Source organism: Psychrobacter sp. Pi2-51 (genome assembly GCF_904846665.1).
GTDB lineage: Bacteria > Pseudomonadota > Gammaproteobacteria > Pseudomonadales > Moraxellaceae > Psychrobacter > Psychrobacter glaciei.
Genome location: NZ_CAJHBP010000004.1, coordinates 63,148 through 88,019, shown reverse-complemented (window position 1 = coordinate 88,019; position 24,872 = coordinate 63,148). Strand labels below are relative to the sequence as shown.

The window sequence follows — 24,872 nt, the reverse complement described above, 5'->3', positions numbered from 1 at the left end:
TAGCAATGATTTTGCTAAAAAAATTTCAACCTAAATTAACCAGCCAACCGCCAAAGGTGACTTATGGACAACGCCCTAGTACAACCCATGAATGAGCAATTCAAAAAGCCACTACCCGATACTGATCTTTATTACTTTGATACCCGTGAAGCCGTTGAGAATATCGAAGTGGGCGCATATGACAAACTACCGTACTCATCCAAAGTACTGTGTGAAAACTTGGTTCGTCGTTGCCCACCTGAAGACTTAACTGCCGCATTGACCCAGCATATTCAGGGTAAGCAAGACCTTGATTTTCCTTGGTATCCGGCTCGCGTCGTCTGTCATGATATCTTGGGTCAGACCGCTTTTGTTGATTTGGCAGGCTTGCGTGATGCCATCGCTGAGCAAGGCGGTGACCCATCGAAAGTTAATCCTATCGTACCTACTCAGCTCATCGTTGATCATTCACTAGCTGTTGAGCATGCAGGCTTTGAAGAAGACGCCTTTGAGAAAAACCGTGCTATCGAAGAACGCCGTAACGATGACCGTTTTCACTTTATCAACTGGTGTGAATATGCCTTTGATAACGTCAACGTCGTACCACCCGGTAACGGCATCATGCATCAAATTAACTTAGAGAAAATGTCGCCAGTGGTACAAGTCGTGAAAGGCAAAGACGGTCGTGAAGTGGCCTTTGCTGACACGCTTGTTGGTACGGATAGCCATACGCCCATGGTCGATGCTTTAGGTGTGATCTCAATCGGTGTTGGCGGCTTAGAAGCCGAGAGCGTCATGCTGGGTAATCCATCATATATGCGCCTGCCTGATTTTGTTGGCGTAAAATTAACCGGTAAATTGCAAAAAGGCGTTACTGGTACTGATTTAGTCCTCGCCATGGCTGAGTTCCTACGCAACGAAGGCGTGGTCTCTACCTATATTGAATTTTTCGGTGATGGCGCACGCCAGCTAACCGTTGGTGATCGTGCGTCTATCTCTAACATGACCCCTGAATATGGCGCAACGGCAGCGATGTTCTATATCGATGAGCAAACCATCGATTATCTGCGTCTAACGGGTCGTAGTGAAGCGCAAATCAAACTAGTCGAGCAGTATGCTAAGCAAACCGGCCTATGGGCTGATGGTATGGAAAACGCCGAATACGCGCGCGTGCTTGAGTTTGACTTGTCAGCCGTCGTACGTAATCTGGCTGGCCCTTCGCGTCCACATGCACGGGTATCGACCACGGATTTGGTTGCCAAAGGCATTGCTCATGGCGCTGACGAAAAACTACCTGAACCAAAAGACGGTCTGATGCCAGATGGCGCGGTTATTATTGCTGCCATTACCAGCTGTACCAACACTTCTAACCCTCGCAATATGGTTGCTGCTGGTCTCGTCGCCCGTAATGCCAATGCCAAAGGCTTATTACGTAAACCTTGGGTAAAATCATCGTTAGCGCCCGGCTCTAAAACCGTCAAGATGTACTTAGAAGAAGCTGGTCTCATGTCTGAGATGCAGCAAATAGGCTTTGATGTGGTTGGCTTTGCTTGTACCACCTGTAATGGTATGAGTGGCGCGCTTGATCCTGATATCGAAAAAGAAATCATCGATAACGATCTGTTTACCACTGCGGTATTATCGGGCAACCGTAACTTTGATGGTCGTATCCATCCTTATGCCAAGCAAGCTTTCTTAGCATCACCGCCGCTTGTTATCGCTTATGCTATCGCGGGCAATATTCGCTTTGATATCGAAAAAGACTCATTAGGCCAAGACCAAAACGGCAATGAGGTTTACCTAAAAGACATCTGGTTCGACGATGACGAAGTGGATGCTATCGTGGCAGAAGCTGTGAAGCCTGAACAGTTCAATGCCGTCTATATCCCGATGTTTGATGAGGCCAAAAAAGACACTGGCAAAGCTTTAAGCCCATTATACAACTGGCGTGATCAGACTACTTATATCCGCCGTCCGCCGTATTGGGAAGGCAAAATGGCAGCGATGAATAAATTAAAAGGTATGCGTCCATTAGCAGTGCTTGGTGACAATATCACGACCGACCATATGTCACCATCGAATGCTATTTTGGGTGATTCAGCGGCTGGTGAATATCTTGATACCATGGGCTTGCCTGCCGAAGACTATAACTCGTATGCCACCCATCGCGGCGATCACTTAACCGCACAGCGCGCCACCTTTGCCAATCCTAAGCTATTGAACGAGATGGTACTCGACGACAGCGGTGAAGTCGTTCAAGGCTCACTGGCGCGCGTAGAGCCAGAAGGTCAAGTCATGCGCATGTGGGAAGCAATTGAGACCTATATGAACCGTGAGCAGCCACTTATCATCATCGCAGGTGATGGCTATGGTCAAGGTTCAAGTCGTGACTGGGCTGCCAAAGGTGTGCGTCTCGCTGGCGTGGAAGCCGTCGTCGCTGAAGACTTTGAACGTATTCATCGTCAAAACTTAGTTGGCATGGGCGCGCTACCTCTACAGTTCGAAGAAGGCACGACTCGCCATACATTAAATATCGATGGCACGGAGACCTTTGATGTAACGGGCGAAGTCTCTGCTGGCGGGTTGATGACACTAGTTATTCATCGTACTGATGGCAGCACTACTGAGACACCTATTATCTGCCGTTTAGATACGGCTGATGAAGTCAAAATGTACAATGCTGGCGGTATGCTACAACGCTTTGCTAAAGAGTTCATCGAGGGTACGTTAGATATTGTGTAAATCCTTGCCTTTGCTTCAAGTTTTTTAAAACGTAGAGACAAAAAGAGCTACTTTAAGAGTGGCTCTTTTTTTAATTTTCGCTAAATTAATGAACAAAATTCAGCCTTTGTTCTCTTGCTATAGGTTTCAAACCCCATTGATTTATAATATACTGGTTTGGTTCACAAAGTATTATCCTGATAATTGCATTGTTTTATTGACCTCTTATCAGTTTTTGTTATTTCACAAATTACTGTAAAGACAAAAAGGAAATATAATGAGCACTCCTATCGTAGACAATGAAATCAAGCTGAATAAAAGCAACCCGCCATTGAGCAGTCATCAAGCATCATTACCTCCAAAGCTACCTCTAAAATTAACTGCAAAAACAGATAACCGTCGCCATATTGTCCTGATTGGTGCAGGCTTTGCCGGTATTCGCTGTCTTGAGCAATTGGCCAAATATAGCGCTGATCGTATCACCTTAGTTGACCGTAATGACTATCACTTTTTCCCACCGCTGATATATCAAGTCTCTGCTGGATTTTTAGCGTCATCAGACATTAGTTATCCGCTACGACGATTCATCGAAAATTATGACAATGTGCGCTACCGTCAAGGCAATCTCCTTCGTATCAACACCAAAGATAAAGTCGTGACCCTTGATACAGGCAATGTGTCTTACGATCGCCTGATTATCGCCACTGGTGCTGAGACCAATTATTTTGGTAATAAGGATATTGAAGCTCATGCACTGCCTATGAAGACGATCAAGGATGCCTTGAGTATTCGCAATCATATGCTGGCGCAATTTAATTACGCTGCCTCTTTGCCAGTAGCAGAGCGTGAGCCTTATCTCTCTATTGTGATTGCAGGTGGTGGCCCTAGTGGTGTTGAGCTGGCAGGTGTGATGTCCGAGATTCGCTTATATACGCTACATAAAGAATATCCTGAGCTACTAGAAAATGTCGGTGGTATCACGCTGGTCACGGCTGATCCCGTTTTGCTCGCACCGATGAGTGCTGAGGCACAACGTTATACTCAATTACAGATGGAAAAATTCAAAGTTGACCTTGTTTTTAGTGATCCTGTAGCGCGTTACGATGGTCATATAGTCACACTAAAAAGTGGTAAAACCCTTCACACACACAATCTGATTTGGACGGCGGGTGTCACTTGCGAGCCTATAAACGGTCTCAATCCAGACGATTATGGTCGAGGAAATCGACTAGTTGTCAATAGTCATCTGGCCTTACAACACCACAAAGATATCTATGCGCTTGGTGATATTGCACTGGCGACTCATGATGACAACTATCCGAATGGTCATCCTCAATTGGGACAGGTTGCGAGTAGTCAGGGTACGTACCTTGGCAAATACTTAAGTGACAAAACAGTTGAACCATTTCAATATAAACATAGTGGTGATATGGCGATGATTGGACGCTTAACAGCAGTCGCCGATATAAAAGGCATGCACTTAAAAGGAATCATAGCGTGGCTTGCATGGGTGGTTATTCATATCTTGTCGCTCAGCACTGCCAAAAATCGTTTGGCAACAACTTGGAATTGGATGACAGCTTTTTTGACTGGCAATCAGTCGTTTCGGATGGGCATTCAGCCTCACGAAGACAAGTTCACCCTAATCAAAGATAGTACAGCGGCAAAAGAGTCGTAAGTCATAATGATATTGAATGGTTGTACTTAATAGCGTAATATGTACTATATATTGTACAAGTTATAGAGTATGTCATGAAAGGAGTAAGCCATGAGAGTCGTTAGTTTTTCAGAAGCCAGAAAGCACTTAAAGTCCGTCCTAGACACGGTAAATGATGATGCCAACGCCACTATCGTGACACGCCGTGACGCTGATGATGCAGTTGTGATGTCGCTTGATTATTACAATAGCCTGATGGAAACCGTCTATCTACTAAAATCTCCTGCCAATGCGGCGCACTTAGCAGAGTCTATTGCTCAATATAAAGCTGGCAAGACTGTTACGCGTGAGCTAATTAATACAGCAGAAGATAGTGGTAAAAGTGATGGTAGCAGAGATGACAATGAGCATACGGATAGCAACATTGAGAATGCTTGAGCTCAAAGGCTTTAATAAACGTAAAAGGTCTGATAATGAGTGAGCAACTAGCATGGACAGATGCTGCGTGGAAAGACTATCTGTATTGGCAAACACAAGACAAAAAAACACTCAAACGCATCAATAAGCTCATCACCGAATGCAAGCGTAATCCGTTTGAAGGCATTGGTAAACCTGAGCCCCTAAAAGAGAATCTATCAGGGTTTTGGTCCCGACGCATTGATGACGCCAATCGTTTGGTCTATGCCGTCGATGATAATTACCTCACGATTATTTCTTGTCGCTATCATTATTGACGAGCGTTCTTAGTCGTCAAGGTTTGTTTGTTGATTAAACTACACCCAATCTTATAACCATATAAAAAGGACTTAATACAGTGACCCAAACCAATTCTAAATCAAAACCAACCTTCGCCCCACAAATCTCAGTTCCGGCTACCTACATGCGCGGTGGCACTTCAAAAGGGACATTCTTTAAATTATCCGATTTACCTGAGCGTTGCCAAGTCGCTGGCGAGTCGCGTGATAGTTTCCTATTGCGGGTTATCGGCAGCCCAGATCCTTATGGCAAGCAAATCGATGGCTTAGGCAATGGCAGCTCCAGCACGTCAAAAACGGTCATTTTATCGGCCTCTGACAAATCAGATCACGACGTAAACTATCTGTTTGGACAAGTCAATATCGCCAAGCCAATGATTGATTGGGCGGGAAACTGTGGGAACTTAACCGCCGCCGTTGGTGCTTGTGCCATCAATATGGGTCTGGTCGATGCCGAAAAAATTGCTAGCAGCATCGATGAAGGTGCTGAAAGCGGTATTTGTGAAGTACGCATTTGGCAAGAGAATATCGGTAAAACCATTATCGCCCACGTGCCTGTGTATCAAGATGAGCAAGGCAAGGTACAAGTTCAAGAGACGGGCGACTTTGAGTTAGATGGCGTGACCTTCCCAGCTGCTGAAGTCAAAATTGAGTTTATCGACCCTGTGGATGCCACCAGCGATATGTTCCCTACTGGCAACTTGGTCGATGACTTCGATGTTGCTGGCTGCGGTCTAGATGCTGATAGTGTCAAAGCTACCTTTATTAGCGCTGGTATCCCAACCATCTTTATGAAAGCGGAAGATTTGGGCTTTATCGGTACTGAATTGCAAGGTGATATCAACAGTGACAGTGAGCTACTTGCCAAGCTGGAGAAAATCCGTGCCACAGGCGGCGTGGCAATGGGATTGTTTAAAGATGTGAGCGAGGCGCAGACCAGCCAACACATTCCTAAAATCGCTTGGGTGGGCGCAGCACAAAGTTATACGGCCTCTAGTGGTAAATCGGTCGATGCAAGCGATATTGATTTAGTCGTACGTGCCATGAGTATGGGGCAATTGCATCATGCCATGATGGGTACAGCAGCAGTTGCTATCGCCGCCGCCGCAACCACACAAGGCACTCTCGTCAATCAAGCGGCAGCTGGTGAAGGTCAATCTGAAAAGCAGCTTAATCAAGTGCGTTTTGGTCATCCATCAGGTACATTGCTTGTCGGTGGAAAAACTGAACTGGTTGATGGACGCTGGCAAGCCAAAAAGGTATCGATGAGTCGCTCAGCAAGGCGTATCATGGTTGGTGAAGTTTTTGTGCCAGCGGATGCTTTTTAAACGTTAACTCTCGTCTCACCATATATCATTAACATCCCACCTATAGTAACTAATGCTAAGCCAGCGATTTTATAGATATCTATCGCTTTAACCTCTAAGCCAAACAATCCAGTTTGGCTTAGTATCAGGGCAAAATACATTTGCCCAAGAAACACCCAAAGCAGTGTATTACCTGCGCCTATCTTTGGCGCGGCAATAAACATGAATAAGATATAAAAACTGCCCAAAAATCCTGGCAACCACATCCACCACGTCGCGTTTTCGATCATTGGCGGCTTGATACCTCCACTCATTATATACGACAGTACTAAAGAAGCTAATGCACCTCCTAAGTATAAATAAAAGGTAGATTGTATTTGAGAGGCTTGTGTACTTTCTCGAAAAGTATTGACGATGGCCAGTTGCAGCGGAACAATAGCACCACCTAAAAGGCTGATTAAGACGTAAGGAAGGATTTTCAAACGGTATCCACCAAAATGAAATAAAAAATCTCTCTATATAATACTAAACTTTATTTCAAAAATTTAATATAAATACGATTTAGTGAAATATTAATACCTATGAGTTAAGCGTTTATGCCAAATTCTCCCCAACCGAGCCGCGCGTCACTAGATAAGCCACTAGACAAGAAACCTCCGATCAAGAAAACTGAACGGCGGGCGTTGCTGTGGGATATTTTAAAAAAACTGGCAGTATTTGCCGCGCCTTACAAAACCTTAATTATCGCCACTTTAATATTGACCGTACTGGGTTCCTTTACCGCTCAGGTCAACGCCTTTGTATTGCGTTATACCGTCGATACCTTGACCGAAATTGCCACGCTTGCTGATCCATGGCAGGCTGGTCTACGCATGCTAGGGATTATTAGTGCGGTGCTCTTGACCAAAGAAATACTGTCGATATTTATCTCTTTTGGTCAGCGCTTCTTTGGCGAAAAGATTCGTATTAACTTGTCTCGCGATTTGTCCCAAAAAATCATTGAGCGCATTCTTACTTATCGCATGGCGTTTTATACCAGTAGTGAAAACGACAGCGGCAAATTGCAAACGCGTATTGATTATGGGGTCAGTAGCTTAACCAGTTTAGTGCAAAACTTCTTTATCGATATGCTGCCGCTGTTTGCCAGTGCGATCGTCTCACTCATTATCATGTTTTCGACCAATTTTTGGATTGGTCTGGTCGGTCTTATTATCATTCCGATATATTTCTTCATCAGCCAAAAACAAGCGCGGCGTCTGCAAGGCTTCCGTCGGCAGATGCGTGGCTATAGAGAAGCTAAGAGTGGTTTGGTTATCTCGCTGATTAACTCTATCAGCGTAGTGAAATCCTTTGTCCGCGAATCTATTGAGGCGGAGAAGCATTTAACCATTCAAAAAGAGATGACAGATAATCAGCTGCGTATTCGCAGTATCGGTTTTATTTATGATGCGATAAAGACCTTTATCGAGCAGATTGGTGTGGTGGTTATCATTCTTCTCACCGCTTATTTTGTGTTGCAAGGCGAGATGACGATTGGCATGATTTTGTTTCATGTCATGCTGTTCCAAAACGTCGCGGCCCCTATCCGTCAATTACATCGTATTTATGATCAAATCAATAATGCCCTGACCTATGCCGAAGGGTTTTTTGAGATATTAGAAGATGACGAGCAAGTTGAAAATATCAGTGGCAGAAGTAGTCAAGATTTAAAAGGTCACATTGAGCTAAAAAACGTCGATTTTACCTATCCTAATGGTACACAAGCACTAAAAGATGTCAGCTTTACTATTAAGCCAAATCGTATCACTGCACTGGTGGGCCTCTCCGGTGCTGGCAAGAGTACGATTATTAGCTTATTGGTAAAATTTTACGCGCCGGATGCTGGCATGATATGCTTAGACGGGCATAATTTGGCCGACTGCGATACGCATGAATTGCGCCAAAATATCGGTCTGGTACTACAAAGCAATCATATTTTTTCCGGTACGATTAGCGAAAATATCCGCTATGGTGATATGAATGCGACTGATGAAGATATTATCATTGCAGCAAAAAAAGCCTCCATCCATGAGCAAATCATTAATTTATCTAAAGGTTATGAGAGCACCGCAAAATCCCTATCAGGCGGTCAGCAACAACGTATCGCTTTGGCAAGGATGTTTTTAAAAGACCCACCTATTGTGTTTTTGGATGAGCCAACTGCCAGCCTCGATGCCATCGCTAGCCAACAAGTGAAGAAAAGCCTAGATCTCATCAAAAAAGATCGCACCGTGATTATGGTCTCACACAATATTGCCCAAATCATCGATGCTGATGACTTGGTCGTGATAGAAGATGGTCGCGTGGTTGAGACAGGTACGCACGAGGCACTTTATGCCCAGCGTGGCAAATACTTTGAAATCTTTAGCGCCATGTCTGATAGCCTAAACTTAGATAAGATCAGCCAGACCCTAAACGGTTAGGAATGGTTAATACCTGCCTAAATCGTTATAATGCCCATTATTTTACCGCCTATTGCCAGAAGCTAGCCCACTATGACTTGTGAATTTTCTATAAAAACCTTTGACGAGCTGACCGCAGTTGATCTTTATCATATTTTAAAAGCGCGCTCGCAGGTCTTCGTTGTCGAACAAAACTGTGCGTATCAAGATATGGATGAGGTGGACTTTGATTGTCTGCACCTAGTTGCGCATAAAAATGAAACGCTAATTGGCTATTGCCGCATCATTCCACCTGAATTCAATAAGCTGAAGTCAAATCTATCAGTCGCCGACCCTGCGGTTAAGACCAATCATACGTCTATGCCTGCCATCGGTAGAGTGCTGGTATTATCAGAGCATAGAGGAGACGGTCTAGCACGGCAGATGATGAATCAAGCCATTGCGCATTGCCGCAAAAAGTATGGTAAGAAGCGCCCGATTATACTCTCTGCACAGGCTTACTTACTCAGCTTTTATGAGTCTTTGGGTTTTGTGCCTGAAGGCGAGCATTATCTTGAGGACAATATCGAGCACGTGAAAATGGTGCTATACGTTGCTAAGAAAAACAAAGTCAAAAAAGAGAGCACGGATACCGCGACAACGACGACCAAAATTTTGGGATTTTTGCTGTTTATTATGGCTGCTTTGTTTATTTTAGGTCTGCTGTATTTAATGATTTAAACGGCTGCTAACGTCTTAATTCTTAACATAATTCAATTTGGTTGTTCCATATTGAGTATGCTACTTTTAAATGATGACTGCTTTAAAAGGATAACCAAGATAATTGGTTAAAGAAGTAGCACACTCAAGGAAAAGGAGACGACCATGTCAAATAGCAACTCAGATATAACCAATTCGGATATAAGTAGTGCGACAGTAGAAAGCAACGTCCGTCCAGAATATGACGATGAAATCCAAAAAATCGCCGACTATGTTTTAACTTACTCTATCGATAAAGACTCCAAAAACAGTGATGACGCTTGGAGTACTGCCCGTTACTGTTTGATGGATACACTGGGCTGCGGTTTACTGGCGCTACGTTTCCCTGAATGTACCAAGCACTTGGGTCCCGATTGCCCCGATCAAATTACCCCAAATGGCGCGCGTGTGCCCGGCACGAATTATCGTCTCGACCCTATCAAAGCCGCTTTTGACATAGGCTGCATCGTACGCTGGCTAGACTATAACGATACGTGGCTGGCTGCTGAGTGGGGACATCCGTCAGACAATCTCGGTGGTATTTTGGCAGTCGCAGATTATATTAGTCAGCAAAACGTCAGCCAAGGTCGCGCACCGCTCACCATGAGAGACGTGCTCGAATCGATGATTATGGCGCACGAAATCCAAGGTGTATTGGCACTAGACAATTCCTTTAACCGCGTTGGGCTTGACCATGTATTCTTAGTCAAATTGGCCTCAACTGCGGTCGTCGCCAAGCTCTATAATCTACCCCGTGAGCGTATTATGGCGGCTATCTCACAAGCCCTCGTCGATGGACAAGCTCTACGCACCTATCGTCATGCGCCCAATGCAGGGAGCCGCAAGTCTTGGGCCGCAGGTGACGCGACCAGCCGTGCTGTACGCTTGGTAGATATCACCAAACGCGGTGAGATGGGTATTCCCGGGGCATTAACCGCACCGCAGTGGGGATTCTATGATGTGTTGTTTAGCCACACCAATAAGGACTTAGCCACCAAGCCCGAAAGCGAGCGTCGCTTTACCTTCCAGCGTGACTTTGGCAGTTATGTGATGGAAAACATCTTATTTAAAATAAGTTTTCCCGCTGAGTTTCACGCGCAGACGGCATGCGAGGCGGCGGTTATTTTGTACCCACGTATCGAAGACAGAATTGATGACATCGAAAAAATCGTTTTGACGACCCATGATTCAGCGATTCGGATCATCTCCAAACAAGGTGAGCTTGCCAATCCTGCTGACAGGGATCATTGTTTACAATATATGGTGGCTGTGCCGTTGCTCACGGGAGATCTGATGGCAGAGAACTATGAAGATGATTACCATGAGCAGCATCATATATTAATCGATGAGTTGCGCCGCAAGATGGTGGTAGAGGAAGATCCGCGGTATTCAAAAGACTATCATGACCCAAGCAAACGTTCGATTGCCAATGCCATTCAAGTGTTCTTTAAAGATGGCACCAGTACCGATAAGGTCGCTGTAGAATACCCTATCGGTCACAAACGCCGCCGTGAAGAAGGCTTGCCTGTATTAGAAGCCAAGTTTCGAGCCAGTCTGGCGACACGTTTTATCGACAGTCGCTGCGAGGCTATTTTTGCGTTATGCAGCGATCAAAAACGCTTGGAGCAGACACCCGTGCATGAGTTTATGGACTTGTTTATGGCGAACTAAGCATTTGCTCACCTAGAGATTTACGCTTAATTTATCATTGTCTTATCAGTAAAATAGGGCGTGTCGTTAATATCATGATAACGACACGCCCTATTTTGTTCTATTAAATTGAATCAATTTCAATGTTCAATCGTTTGGCGCTACCAAGGTATAGATTCCCCTGCCCAATCAACAAAGCTGCCCGATTGCACAGCCGTCATGCGACTTAGCACTTCTAATAAGCATTCTGCACTATAAGCCGGTGAGAATAATTGCCCATCAGCCACATTGCCTTGAAAAGGCGCTGACAGCTGCGTGTTGACGGTTCCGGGTTGCATGACCACCACGCACACATCTTTGAGCGACCGTGACCATTCGATACTCAGATTTTTCATGCCCATATTGAGCGCCGCCTTGCTCATCCTATAGCTATACCAACCGCCCAACTGATTGTCACTGATGCTACCCACTCGTGCAGAAATGGTGGCAAAAACGGCAGGATTGTCATTACTACGCTCAGATTTGGCCAATAGAGGTTTAAAGTGCTTAGCAATAAGCAGACCGGCCAAGGCATTGACCTGCATATTTATTAAGAAAAAATCCGTCTCAATCTGACGTAGTGATTTTTCGGGTTGCTGCGTCGCAGTATGTAGGAGTCCTGCACAGTTAATGAGCCAATCAATATGGCTGGTATGCTGGCTAATGACATCCGCCGCTTGTTTGATACTCTGTTCGTCACAGATGTCCATGGGCACCCAATAGAGATTGTCCGCTGCAAAATCAGGAACGCTCTTATGATAAGTAGCAAAGACACGCAGGTTGTCTCCATCATTATTGTTGGCCGTACTCTCTACCAATTGCTCTACCATGGCTTTGCCAATGCCACCCGTACCGCCGATGATTAGATAAGTTTTGGTACTCATAACGATTCCTTTTTTGTGTTTCTAAAATGAGGACATGCCCAGTGTATGGCTTATCTTTATGGTTATGACTATCCTGTCTATCATTCATTCTGGCTGATTTTTATCACCTTTACCATGACAAAAATGCTTAATAATGGCTCATTTAGTTAGCATTGGTTTGTGACGCTGCAAAATAACAGCAGTAATTGCCATTATATATACGCTACAATAATCAAAAATTGTCTTCTAAATGAACGCTTTTATACGGATATTATCACCTTATGCTCTCACCCCAAGATCAATTGACTGAGCTGGTACGCACGCTTGAGACGCAGCAGCATGTCTTTGCCACTGACCCACTATTAATCACGGAAAAACTGCAAAATGAGGATGGAAAACCCGTCCAAAAACTGCACCGCCGTGCCTCACGTATCGATAGTAACGGTGCGCTAGCACGTGTACTCGGCAAGATTGATGGACGCATAAAAGGCATCATGGTGGTCATGAGTGTGGTGTGGTGTATCTCGGGGTTTTTAGGGTTATTTACCTTACTACAAGCCAATGTCGTCAATTTCTTTTATGTCTTGGTCTGTTTGCTTGGGTTTCATACCCTTATGCTGGCTGGTTGGCTGGTCATGACCTTGCTTAACCAAGGTCGTCAGTCGCCCAGCTGGTTTGCCAGTTTTGTTAGCCCTAGTTATCTTATCCGTGGTAAGGATGATGTCACCCAAGCGGCGGTTGACTTGTACGAGCGTCAATTACAGCACAGTGGTATGCGCTGGTATTTGGGTCGTTTTAGTCATCAGTTATGGCTTGCTACCTTAACCGGTATGCTCTTTGCGATTATATTCTTATTGATCGTGCGCCAATATAGCTTTAGTTGGGAGTCGACGCTGCTATCCGATCAGGCACTGATTACCCTCACCCAAGTGCTTGGCTGGCTGCCTAGTATGGTCGGATTTGGTGTACCTGACAATGCCGCTATCGTGCAGAGTCGACTTGTGACTGATGCCATGCCATTGTCTGTCGCGCGGCAATGGGCAAGCCTGTTAATTGGTAGTTTGCTGATGTATGGTATCGTGCCACGGGCGATAGCGTGGGCGTTTTGTGCCTTCATGTTCCGTCGTAAAAAAATGCGTTTGGACATCAAGCTGCCTTATTATCAAAAAATCCTAAATTTTTGGCAGCGTCATGTGGTTGATGCCGACGATTTTACGGAGGTAGCGGCGCCTATCGCTCCAAAGGCAACTGTCAGCGCTGGCAAGAAGCTGGTTGCGCTACTGGAATATCCTTCAGAACAAGATAACTGGTGGCAAAAAGGTCTGGATGCCAATACTGATGATAATAGTGAGATAGAGAATTTCGGCATTGTTGATGACCGTGATGATATGGATCGATTAACCGTGTATCTAAAGACCCATCCAGTACAAGTCTTGCTTGGTATTCATAGCAAAGCCCTGCCTGACCGTGGCACGCTACGCAAGCTCGATCAAATTGCGGCTCATGCTAAAGACGGGCTGATTGTGCAGCTACTTAATGATGAGTCTGACACTACTGACGCCTTGCAACAAAAATTTTCGCAGCAACAAAATGTGCGATATCAACAATGGCAAACGGCTTTATCAGCACGAAAGATTGGCTTGGTAAGTACTTATACTGCTTAATAAAAAATGATAATAACTTTTAAAATTTTCGCCAGACTCTAATAAATATAATACGGGATCAGATGATGGATAATAATAAAACGAAGAATGAGCCTGTTGGTCTCTTCGCCGACAAGGCATTAAAAAATGAGCCTATCAACTCAGACAGCTCAACGACAGTACCTACTCAGCCTATTAATATTAATAAAACCAGTGCTAGCCATACAGCCGACGTCGCCACTTCCATCGATACCAATTCTAATGCTATTGATGAAGCAGGAGATTCGACAACTCGCGAGAGTAAGAAAACCACGATAGCCAGCGGTGAGGCATTAAAACTGGCGGTGGTTGGTCATACCAATACGGGTAAGACCTCTATTTTGCGTACCTTATTACGTGACGTGTATTTTGGGGAAGTCAAAAACGAAGCTGCTACGACACGCCATGTCGAACGCGCCCAACTGACCGATAGTCAGACCGGCGAAGTATTGGTGGCGTTATATGACACCCCAGGTCTAGAAGACGCATCGGGATTGATGGATTGGTTAGAGGACAATACCGCCAGTCGTCGCGATGGTATTGAACGTCTACAGCAATTTTTGGCAGCAGATATCGCTCAAGGTGGTGATGCGTTAAGTAGCAATGAGGACTATAGCCAAGAAGCCAAAGTTATCCGCCAATTGCTGGCAAGTGATATGGCGGTTTATGTCGTCGATGCTCGTGAACCAGTGTTGGGTAAATACAAGGATGAACTCACCATTTTATCGTGGGCAGCGATACCTGTTATGCCGGTGTTCAACTTCACTGATAGCCAAAATGCCAATATTGATGAGTGGCAGACCATGCTGGCAAGACGCAATCTGCACATTTCTACCCGCTTCGATTCAGTCGCTTTTGAATTCGAAGATGAAATGCATTTGTGGCAAAATCTTGCGACCATGCTTACCCATTCAGAGATGCTTGAACAGCTCATGCAGAGACGCACAGAAGACTGGGCACAGCTATACGATGAGGCTAATATCATCATCGCGGATTTTTTATTGAACGTTGCCGCTTTCGTGCGTGAGATTAGCGATGATGACGACCCGATGCCAGTATTGCAGCAAATGCAAGAAGCCGTTAGGCAAAGTGAGCGCGCGATGCAGCACAATCTGCTTAATTTATATAAATTTTATGACAATGCGGTAGCTGCGACTCCGCTTGAGTTACAAGCGTATCAGCAAGATCCTTTTGACCCTGAATTGCTCAAAAGCTATGGAATTCGTACGACATCGGGCGCAGCAGCTGGTGCACTGCTCGGATTGGGCATTGATGCGGCAGCACTTGGCACGACGTTGGGATTGGGTGCGGCAATAGGCGGTATCGCAGGCGGGCTATTATCAAATACCAGTAGCATCGCCGATCGGATTACTGGGGTAAAACGCTTATACATTGACCCTGCTACCCTAACCTTGCTCGCCACTCGTGCGATAGATTTACTCACTGCCCTACGCCATCGTGGTCACGCTGCGACTGATGCCACGCAGCTATTATACAAAGGTGATAAAGACAGTAACGATCTGTCTGGAGAAGACAATAACGTGACACCATGGCCAACAAATAAGCTACCAAGCGAGCTAAAAAAAGCACGGGGCAAGCCGCAATGGTCATCGCTCAGTAGCGGTAAAGCAGAGCTTGCCCAAAGTTTGCGGCTCGACATGGCATGGTCGCTTTCAGGGAAATTACAGTCACATAAGCGCTAGCAGTCGTTGAATAGTTCTTTGGCCTCTGTCGTACAAATCCATGTAATAGCAGGATTGCAATAGCCTCAATGTTCATTAGACAAGTAATTAGATATTCTTATGAGTTCAATATTTTTAAATCAGCATATGAAAAATATGCTAAATTAGTATGCGATGATTGACTCAGCTCACCTATCGTTTAGGTAAATCCTAGCAATTTGTAAAACTATTGCCAATCAACAAAGTCATGCAAAAGTCATGTATTTTATAACTAGGTCATGTCACTAATTCGCATCTCGTGTGATGAGCCTAAGATTAAAGACTTTGTTTAAATAATAACCGATTTGACGATAAATGTAATGCTAGTAAGACATGAAAAACAACAAATAAAGGAAGTATCATGGAACATTATTTTGGATTCGTACCTTCAGATAAATTAAAAGCATTAATCATTGAGGCCGAGCAAGTCATTGCTTCAAATGAGCAAGTGGATTATTACCCTTATCGCGATGCGCTGACGCATCAGACGGCTCGCGACCTTACAGATAACTTATTGGTTGGCTTGGTAGATATTATTCCTAATCCCGAGCGTCAAGCCTCTATGCGAAAAATTGTTGTAACGATTGAGCGTGCGACCGATACCCTACTCAATATTTTATTGGGTAAAGAGAACAATGAAGAAGTGCTTCCTAGCTTTCATTTCTTAAGGGATCGTGCCACATTTATCGACAATGAAGGTGTCAAGCGTATAGGTTTCAAATTGTCAGACTCAGATGCAAAAACCATCGATGAAGGTTTTGCCGCTATTACACCTGAGCATGTGGATAGAGCGAAGTTCAAAACAGCACTCGAAACTGTCAATGAAGAGACGCTTACCCACTTTGTCAGTCGCTTTGCTGAAACGCTGAAGCTCGGCATGATTAAACGTAAGTCTGTGCCAGTTGCCAAAGCCGCCATTGATAAAGGAATGAGCATGGCGCTGAACAAGTTATTGCCGGACCTACCTGATACATCACTGAATCGTTTGGCCAATTATTACCGTCCGTTCATTGTCAAAAAGCCATCATAATAAAATTTATATTCTTATTAAAAAGGTAGTGTTGGGCAAATTTGCTAAAATTTGCTAAAATAGGCGGCACTTTTATCCAAGGCGCAACTCATGACCCAAATTAGTAATCAAGAAATTGAAAAAACCCTACGCAACTCAGAGTGCCTTATCAGCAGTATCGAAGTAGCCGCTGCTTATGAGCGCCTTGCAGCGCAGCTCAACCTACATTATGTGGGTTTAAACCCAATCGTTATGGTCGTTATGAACGGTGGTCTTATCCCAGCCGGTCAACTGCTTACTCACCTTACTTTCTATCATCGCATGCATTATATCCATGCCTCACGCTATCGTGATAACGAAGGTACCAGTGAGCTTGATTGGAAATTTAAGCCTGATGTTAACATCGAGGGCGAACACGTTTTATTGATTGATGATATTTTTGACGAAGGCATCACTCTAAAAGCCATCGTTGAAGAACTGGGTAAAGAAAAGCCATTGTCTATCGAGTCTTGCGTCCTACTCAATAAACAACACGATCGTAAAGTTGAAGGGTTTGACGTTGATTTTGTGGGTATTGATGTTGCAGACCGTTATGTTTATGGTTGTGGTATGGATTTTCATGGCTACTTGCGCCATCTGCCTGGTATCTATGCAATCAAAGAAGGCAAAATTTAAGTCTTACACTTTAAGTGCTTAAAAATATTTGAGTTCTAAAAAAGCATCCAATTTGGATGCTTTTTTATTGCTTAGATTTTATAACTCATACAATGCTCGTATTTTTTCTGTAGGTAGTATGCCTGTATCAGTAACCGTGAAGAAATAATCAAGTTGCCAAGTCTGAGTCTTTACAGCAGTATTACTGGTTGGCTTATCCCAGCTAGGATAGACCCTTATGCCCATCTTACCTTTTGTAGAATGAGACTGAAGGATATTATATCTCAGTAAGATATGCTTCGGAAAAACAAACTGACCAAATGTATGATTGTCTTTAAATGTCGTGATTACTAACAAGTCTGGTGATTGATCATATTGGAAAGGTTGATTAATGCCTGTGGTTTCCTTTTCCCAAAAGGTAACGAACTGCCCTATTTTGGTAGTTGTTTGCTTAGCCACTCTACCTCTAGCTGTTTTAATAGCCGACCGAGAGGATAAGGTAAATAATCCTGCTGCGTATTCAGAGTTTTGTACTTCCTGTTTAATTGAGGATACAATGAATTGGTGAGGCTCATAAATGATTTCATTGATATGATCTAGCACACTATCAAAGGTATGCAACTTTAACCCTCCTTTTATACATCTTGTACTTTCATGTCCTGTAATATTTATCTATTAAAGCTTAGAAAACTGTGATGCCAAGCCCGTATGGCGCTCAGTTGGTGTTTTGACAGCACGTTCGAAAGCTTGCTTGGTACTATAAATGGTCACCTGTTTCTTAGCACGAGTCACTGCTGTATAGATAAGCTCTTTACTCAGTAATCTTTCATGACTATTATCAAAAGTAATCGCTACATGATCAAACTCAGACCCCTGCGACTTATGAATAGTCATGGCATATGCGGTGGCGATGACTTCTTCATTCAGTAAATTGACCGCAATTCCCTGTGTTTTATTCTCAAAAAACACTTCTAGTCGGCTTCTTTCATCGCTGGTCTGCAAGCAAAAACCAATGTCACCATTAAACAAGCCCAGTTCATAGTTGTTTTGTAGAACCATAACAGGTCGACCATGGAACCATGTGTTTTGACCTAATGGTAGCTTTAGCTCAGCAAGATGCCACTGGGTGAGATAATTATTAATATAATGATCGCCCCACTCGCCATTATGACCAGCGCTTAAGACTCTAAACTGGTTAAATATTTCCATTAATTGAGCTACAGTACTTTTTACTGACTCTGGCATGGATTTTTCTACCGGATTTTCCAGTAAATTTTGAATTCTATCTACGTATGGATTGTAATTATGGGTGATTTCTAACAACAATTTTTTATTGCTTAGGCTATTTTCTTTTTTATCATTTAATATGGACTCCGTTTGCAGCGTATTCACATATTGAAAGCTCAATGCTTTATCTTGTTTTAACAACTTCCAGATGACCTGAGTATCTACCTCTGCTTTATTAATTTGCGAGGCCAGCTTCCCTATCCCTGACTCTGCGCTAAATCGGCGGCTTTCGGTTAGTTCTGCATGAATGGCTTGTAGTCGTGGAATACGACAGAGATCAGCCAGAACAGCCCCTGCATCTACTGCTGCTAACTGGTTCGCATCGCCCAATAATATCAGCCTTGCACCTGGTTTTACCGCACTCACAAGATAATTGGCCAACTCGACCCCGAGCATCGATGCTTCATCAACGATGATAATATCTTCACCCAGTGGGTTATCAGCATTGTAACGAGGTCTACCTGTTCGGCCGATACCTAGCAGACGATGAATGGTTTTAGCTTCTTGCAACTGTAGCTTAACATCTGCTGCATCTAAAGCCGCCTGCAGAGACTCCTGCATTCGCTGGGCAGCTTTACCAGTTGGTGCGGCCAATGCCAAACTGGCACTGTCCGTACTTAACCGAATATGCTCAGCCCCATCCCCCCCACTCTCTGTCGCTTGCTGCAGCGCAATGACCAATTGAGCCACGGTATATGTTTTACCTGTACCTGGGCCACCGGTAATAATACTAAACGCATTATTATTAGCGACATTGATTGCCTTCACTTGGTGCTCATGAAGATTTTTAGGCATTGCTATCTGTAAAGGGCTTACTTTCTGATTCAAGATATTGTTGATATTTTTTGCTAAATTAAACTCTGCTTGCCAAGCACGGTGTAACCAAAAGGTGAGTGTTAGCTCTGTTTCATTATTAGCCTGACGTTCTTGTATTTGGTATATGATAGGTTTGTTTTTACTTAGGCTATTTTTAATATTACTAGTATTTAGATTAACGTTAGAAAATAACGTATGCTCGTGAATTGACTGAAGGAAAGTCGTTAAGTCCGTGTTTTTTAGGCGCTGATATAGCATAGCAATCGTATCAAACCGTTTGACCATCATCTCTTTTTCATGGTTGCTAAGTGCTAGCTGCGCCCATAGCTGAGCTCGTTTACTAAACAAAGTATCTAATGAGCCAAATAAGGGCAGCTCAAAGGGCAGCTCAATTGAAGAGTCGTCTTCTGATGGCGTGTCTATTTGAGCATCCATTAATGCGAATATTGGCGTTGCCATCATCTCTAGTAAGTTCTGCTGCCACGCATATAGTGCGACCAACTCACCATTAATTTGCCCTTGTAGCGGTGTGTCATGCTCAGCTGCCTCAATGGTCAATACGGTATGGCCCTCTTCCAAATGAGTGGCCAACATAACGAATAGAGCCGTAAATAAGCCGTTATCCTCTGTCTTACCGATATGCTTACTCTCAGCCTCTACCTTTATATCTGTCACGTTATATGCTACATGGGTTTGCTGACGACGCAGCAAAATATAATCACTGAGATTACTTGCCCAGCTCTCTTGTAAGCTAATGGCTGACTTGCTCTTGTTATTATTATTACTCATCGTGTGCTTGTCTCTTTTTGATCTGATTAAATGTTATAACAATATTTGCCCATTTAATTGTCATATTAAGTTTATTAATCTGGCGTGCCAAATAGTGCGTCTAAACCTTTAATAAAGTCGATGGGAATATCCCAAGTGACCAATCCATAGCAGCCATGATTTTTTAAATTACTACTGCTATATTTATTATTATCTTGAGATGTAGTGTCAGCGATTTTAGCATTCGGATCATACACACCGCGTAAGAACACATACTCTACAGCGCCTAAATATTTATCTTCGTTACCCGCATAATCACTGATTCTCATGGCAAGGAACCGATGCAATGCCACTTGATAAATCGCTGCTTGTAACCAATACCCTGCTTTGGACATTGCTTGCTTTAGCGTATTTTTATTATAATCGCTTAGGCTATTTCCTAAAAAGTTACTTTTATAGTCGACCACATAATACTTGCCAGCATGCTCATACACCAAGTCAATCTCACCACGCAAATAACGATACAGATGAGCTTTGTTTTGTGGCACTAGAGTGACATGTTTATCTGTCTCATCAGGTAAATACTGTTGGAAAAGCTTACTGATATCCTGTGCTTTAAAATTCTCTGACAGCCCCATGTTGAACTCTAACTCAGCAAATCGCTTACCTTTATTAAGAGATATCAAAGGTTGGTTGGAAGATAATAATGGCGCATGTAGCACTTCTTCGATCCAATTGATTAACGCCTCATGCTTCGTTGTATCTATTGACTCAAGATCAAACCCATCACTATTTCTTTGTTTCTTGCCTTGTGATCTGCGGCTCTGTTGTTCCGCACTGCTATAGATGATCGGCAATTGATAACTACTAATGGCTCTATCAATAACCTGAGACCACTGGGCTTTATTAGTGAAATCTATTTGTTCAAATATCTCATGCAAAAACGTACCAGCATTGGCACCTTTTACAAAGGTAAAGCGGATGTCATCTTCTGACTTGAGACTGAGTTCACTGTTTTGTTCTCTAAATTCATCGTTATTAAGTAAAGAGATATCCGAAACTGCAGACTCTGTCATATCAATGTCTATCGCATCATCAATACGCTCATCCACTATCGCCATTGCTTGTGTAGATTCATCTAGCTGACGTGCCAAAGCGGTAAAGCTGGTCTTAGCCCAACCATAAAAATAATTGGTTTTCATCACCTCAGCAAATGGCGCGTACTCAATAGCTTCTGTTGTAGGCTTATAAGCATTTGACTTGGTTGCGGCTAGCTGAACATTGCCATTTATACCTGCTGAGTTAGCACCATTGCTTGCGTAATTATTGTCATAAAACTCATTAACCTTATGCCCTCTGAGCATGCCTATGGTACCTTTGAGCCTATCCGGTAGTTCAAACTTGGCCTCCTTAGAGTCAAACCAATGGCACACTGGTCTTAAGTCACAATCGGTATTTCTATAGGCCTCTTTTAACACTACATAGAGCTGCTCACTGGCCCGAGTAAATGCTACATAGCCAAGGCGGCGCAGCTCATCAAAACCTTCTTGTGTTTCGATATCGGTGTAGTAGCCCTCGACAGTAGCAGATCCTTGCAGTGGTGAGAAACGACGCTGATTTCCTGTTGATTGATTATCTGTCGACTGCTGTACTTCTATTGACTGCCGCACTAGCGCTGAAGGCGCTTGTTGCGCGTTATATAGATACAGCCCATAGTCTTCCTTATTGCCAGACTTCCTACTGGCATCATCCATCCCCAATACATAGACAATAGGGAACTCAAGCCCTTTTGACTTATGAATGGTCATCAGTTGCACGCCAGACTCTGTCGGTAGCGGATATTGCTTAGCCCAATCACTATTAGGCGCTGCATCTATATGCTGCCTGAACCAAGCTAGTAGCTCATGTTCACCCATGCCTAGACCATACTGCGCCAAGATGTCCATCACATGACGCAAGTCCATAATATGACGGTCACCTTCTGGATGCGCAGCTAAGGCCTGCCAAACGCCTTGCGGCTGTACAGGGCTTTTATCTAATAAATAATGTAGCGCTGATAATATGCCAAAGTGCTGCCAACGCTGTGCACCTTCTTTTAAATAAGTAATAAAGTCTTGATAGCTCTTTTTATTATCAGTAGCTTCATTAACTGATGGGTCTTTCGAATTAGAGTTTTGTGAATAGAAGCTTGTTGTACTGCTGCCCTCAGTAACGCCTGACTCATGGTCCGTCATCATGGCTTTGATGTTTTTAATACTCAGTCCATATAGGTGACTGGTCAACACCCGATTAATCATGTCATGACGATATGGGTACAGCATGGCACTCAGTAGCGCCGCCACATCTTCTACCATGATAGTCTCAAATATGCTGACATCACTGGTGGTCAAGGTCGGCACATTGAGTTTTACCAGCTCGTCTTCGACCCTTTTCAGATCTTTTTTGGCACGTGCTAGCACCCCAATATCACTGGGCTGAATCGGTTTACCTTTAAGTGTCTGACCACTATTAAGCAAAGTGGCTATATGGCGAGCTGTTATTTCATGTTCATCGTAATCAAACTCTTTGTCCTTGTCATAAGGCAGGTGCAATAAGCTCACTGGCTGAGCAGAAAGCACCTCTGTCACCAGTACATCATCCAGACTATTTGACTCATTAAACCAAGACAGCTCATATTCCGGTTTTGCTGCTTTGATATGTTGGTAGTGAATACCAGTACCCAACTGCGACAGCTTATTCTCAGCAGTTGTTGCATTAGCCATACCAAACCAGCAGTTCAATGCGTTAATCACACCGGCATTTGAACGGCGATTGATATCAAGTGTCCAAAGGGCGCTTTTATCAAACTGGGCTTTCATATAGTTGTAGTTGGCCACATCGCCACCACGAAACCCATAAATAGCCTGTTTGGGATCACCAACTAATAGCAGAAACTCATGATTGGCTTTCTTAGTGGTTGCTTGCTTGTCACTGTCCGACTGTTTACGCTTGTTCTTTGGCAAATAAATGCTTTCAATCATAATGGCTTGCTCGCCATTGATATCTTGCGACTCATCAATCAGCGCCACTGGATAATGATGACGAATATAACGCGACAGCTTATCTCCTTGACGACCAGTTAATGCTTGGTTTAAACGTACCATTTGTAAACTAAAAGTCGTCTCGCCACGCTCTTCCAAAATGACTGGTAGCCTATTGCGAACAGCAAGCACAATATGGCGGTTAAGATTGGCTAATACCAACAATATATGCTGATTTAAACTGTCTAGCATATCTAAGAGGGCCATTAACTTACTAATGGTTTCTAGCTCAAAAAGCGTCTGATGCTCTTTTTCTTTATTCTTATTAAAGTTCTTGATTTTGCCATCTTCATCTGGATATCTGGCATCTTGCAATGATGTCAAAATCTTATTCTCGCTCTCATTTAAATAGCTATTAAATGTCAGCTGATACTCTGATATTTTTTGATGCACATCAATAATGGCATCAAACTGTTTGGTTAAATTAGAACCACCACGAAATCCTTGAGACTTTCTATAATCAGGATTTAAATAAGGCTGGATATCTGCTAAATCTAACTGAGAAAACTCATTGATTAGCTTTTCGTATGCATCAAAGTCAAAGCTTTTCTCATGCCTTATCTCGTCAATCGGCGCAGAGATAAAATTAAGCGATCGAGTCACATATTTCTTATGATCGCCAACTGCAGTCAGCTTACCTTGCTGATCCATTAGCGCGTAAAGTTTAGGCTGCTCATAATACAAACGGCTTTGAAACTGACGCAGCTCATCATGGATAATACTGTCAGTCACCTGTTCAATACTGCTGTCTTCAATAATCCCCATGCCCTGCTGGTGACCAGTTTCGCTGCTGTACTCCGTCAGCCATTTTTGCGCCAAGCTATCAAGCGTGCCTACAAATAGCTTATCCAACGTGGTGAGTACCAGTGCCGTACGCCTGATAGCTTCCGCCATTGGGTAACTGTACACGTGATCTAGCAAATAACCGACAAGATGCAAGTTAATAGGATCTTGCATGATGCCATCTAAGCGCACATATTTGGCCTGATTAACCAACCAATCTTCGCGGTCTTTTTTTGCTTGTTTACGTTTCTCTGCCGCCGCTTGCTTATCAGCAGCAAGGTCTTGATTTAACTCGTTAATATCTGCTTCAACGTTTGCATCAATACTTGAGTCATTATTTGCTTGTGCGTCTTTATTACTCTCAGGCATGACTTGTAGTATGTTGGAATAGAGACTTTCTTTATTGCTAGCATCAGCACTTAGGCTATTGACCCATTGTAATAGCTGATAGAAATCTACCAAACGATCATGGATACGCTGACGCATTTCGGCTGCGGCAGCTCGAGTAAAAGTCGTGGCAATGATCTGCTCTGGCGCACGTCGCGCTTCGATCAGTAGGCGTAGTACAATACCGGTCAACGTCCAAGTTTTGCCCGTGCCCGCTGAGGCTTCAATTAGGTGCTTGCCCGTTAGATCGACATCAACTGCCGGTATGACATCATTTTTACGTTCAGGTATAGCAGACAAACAAGGCAGCTCATCTGAGTATTCATCGAATAAATTCGGTTGTGTAGATAAGTCAATGGTATTAGCTGGGTCGGTAAAGTCTGTCATATGGGCGCATACTTTTAATTATTATTTATTAGGGCGTATCTTCAATTCACTCGATAGTTATCTAAATGGGCTAAAAACAGCTAAATTTTGCCAAACATCGTCAAACAGCTGGTTAATATCCCGATATTATCTGCACTATTTTCCTCGT

At 43.6% G+C, this 24,872-nt stretch carries 16 protein-coding genes and 1 pseudogene; 12 read left to right on the top strand and 5 right to left on the bottom strand.

Going from position 1 to position 24,872, the window contains the following annotated elements; genetic code table 11:
• Window positions 1-87 precede the first annotated feature (87 nt).
• From acnD to prpF, 5 genes and pseudogenes are all read left to right on the top strand, one after another.
• Window positions 88-2,721, top strand: a complete 2,634-nt coding sequence (acnD, locus tag JMY08_RS03365; protein ID WP_201590750.1) for a Fe/S-dependent 2-methylisocitrate dehydratase AcnD — start codon at window positions 88-90, stop codon at window positions 2,719-2,721.
• 256 nt (window positions 2,722-2,977) lie between these two features.
• Entirely contained in the window at window positions 2,978-4,378 is a 1,401-nt protein-coding gene (locus JMY08_RS03360; RefSeq protein ID WP_227679576.1) for an NAD(P)/FAD-dependent oxidoreductase, read from the top strand.
• A gap of 90 nt (window positions 4,379-4,468) precedes the next feature.
• Window positions 4,469-4,717: pseudogene (locus JMY08_RS03355) on the top strand (type II toxin-antitoxin system Phd/YefM family antitoxin); the annotation flags it as partial.
• Window positions 4,718-4,830: 113 nt separating this feature from the next.
• Window positions 4,831-5,091, top strand: coding sequence for a Txe/YoeB family addiction module toxin (locus JMY08_RS03350; RefSeq protein ID WP_037025847.1), 261 nt, complete (start codon window positions 4,831-4,833; stop codon window positions 5,089-5,091).
• 80 nt (window positions 5,092-5,171) lie between these two features.
• Window positions 5,172-6,440 (top strand): 2-methylaconitate cis-trans isomerase PrpF, encoded by a 1,269-nt coding sequence (gene prpF / locus JMY08_RS03345; RefSeq protein WP_201590472.1) that lies wholly within the window; start codon window positions 5,172-5,174, stop codon window positions 6,438-6,440.
• Here prpF and JMY08_RS03340 read toward each other — a convergent pair.
• On the bottom strand, window positions 6,437-6,901 hold the full coding sequence (locus JMY08_RS03340; RefSeq protein ID WP_201590469.1) for a DMT family transporter: 465 nt from the start codon (window positions 6,899-6,901) through the stop codon (window positions 6,437-6,439). The genes prpF and JMY08_RS03340 overlap by 4 nt on opposite strands.
• A gap of 114 nt (window positions 6,902-7,015) precedes the next feature.
• Between JMY08_RS03340 and JMY08_RS03335 the strand changes: the two genes are divergently transcribed.
• The 3 genes from JMY08_RS03335 (at window position 7,016) to JMY08_RS03325 (ending at window position 11,269) form a co-directional block, all read left to right on the top strand.
• Complete coding sequence (locus JMY08_RS03335; RefSeq protein WP_227679575.1) at window positions 7,016-8,881, top strand: ABC transporter ATP-binding protein; 1,866 nt, start codon at window positions 7,016-7,018, stop codon at window positions 8,879-8,881.
• Window positions 8,882-8,953: 72 nt separating this feature from the next.
• A complete protein-coding gene (locus JMY08_RS03330) occupies window positions 8,954-9,580 on the top strand; it encodes a GNAT family N-acetyltransferase (protein WP_010200440.1) in 627 nt (208 codons plus the stop codon).
• Window positions 9,581-9,724: 144 nt separating this feature from the next.
• Window positions 9,725-11,269: a bifunctional 2-methylcitrate dehydratase/aconitate hydratase gene (locus JMY08_RS03325; protein WP_201590466.1), complete on the top strand. Its 1,545-nt coding sequence runs from the start codon at window positions 9,725-9,727 to the stop codon at window positions 11,267-11,269.
• 140 nt (window positions 11,270-11,409) lie between these two features.
• On the opposite strand, the gene JMY08_RS03320 is transcribed toward JMY08_RS03325, so the two are convergent.
• Entirely contained in the window at window positions 11,410-12,171 is a 762-nt protein-coding gene (locus JMY08_RS03320; protein ID WP_201590448.1) for an SDR family oxidoreductase, read from the bottom strand.
• Window positions 12,172-12,431: 260 nt separating this feature from the next.
• On the opposite strand from JMY08_RS03320, the gene JMY08_RS03315 reads away from it, so the two are divergent.
• The 4 genes from JMY08_RS03315 to JMY08_RS03300 all read left to right on the top strand — a co-directional run bounded on the left by JMY08_RS03315 (window position 12,432) and on the right by JMY08_RS03300 (window position 17,237).
• A complete protein-coding gene (locus JMY08_RS03315) occupies window positions 12,432-13,814 on the top strand; it encodes a DUF2868 domain-containing protein (protein WP_201590445.1) in 1,383 nt (460 codons plus the stop codon).
• Window positions 13,815-13,879: 65 nt separating this feature from the next.
• Complete coding sequence (locus JMY08_RS03310) at window positions 13,880-15,535, top strand: DUF3482 domain-containing protein (RefSeq protein WP_201590442.1); 1,656 nt, start codon at window positions 13,880-13,882, stop codon at window positions 15,533-15,535.
• Window positions 15,536-15,914: 379 nt separating this feature from the next.
• Window positions 15,915-16,583, top strand: coding sequence for a hypothetical protein (locus tag JMY08_RS03305; RefSeq protein ID WP_189582129.1), 669 nt, complete (start codon window positions 15,915-15,917; stop codon window positions 16,581-16,583).
• Window positions 16,584-16,673: 90 nt separating this feature from the next.
• Complete coding sequence (locus JMY08_RS03300) at window positions 16,674-17,237, top strand: hypoxanthine-guanine phosphoribosyltransferase (RefSeq protein WP_189582132.1); 564 nt, start codon at window positions 16,674-16,676, stop codon at window positions 17,235-17,237.
• Window positions 17,238-17,315: 78 nt separating this feature from the next.
• Here the strand turns inward: JMY08_RS03300 and JMY08_RS03295 are convergent, their stop codons facing one another.
• The 3 genes from JMY08_RS03295 to JMY08_RS03285 form a co-directional block, all read right to left on the bottom strand.
• Window positions 17,316-17,837, bottom strand: a complete 522-nt coding sequence (locus tag JMY08_RS03295) for a MepB family protein (protein ID WP_201590439.1) — start codon at window positions 17,835-17,837, stop codon at window positions 17,316-17,318.
• A 54-nt stretch (window positions 17,838-17,891) separates the two neighbouring features.
• Window positions 17,892-20,108: an exodeoxyribonuclease V subunit alpha gene (gene recD / locus JMY08_RS03290; RefSeq protein ID WP_201590436.1), complete on the bottom strand. Its 2,217-nt coding sequence runs from the start codon at window positions 20,106-20,108 to the stop codon at window positions 17,892-17,894.
• A gap of 74 nt (window positions 20,109-20,182) precedes the next feature.
• A complete protein-coding gene (locus tag JMY08_RS03285) occupies window positions 20,183-24,724 on the bottom strand; it encodes a UvrD-helicase domain-containing protein (RefSeq protein ID WP_201590433.1) in 4,542 nt (1,513 codons plus the stop codon).
• Between the last annotated feature and the right edge of the window lie 148 nt (window positions 24,725-24,872).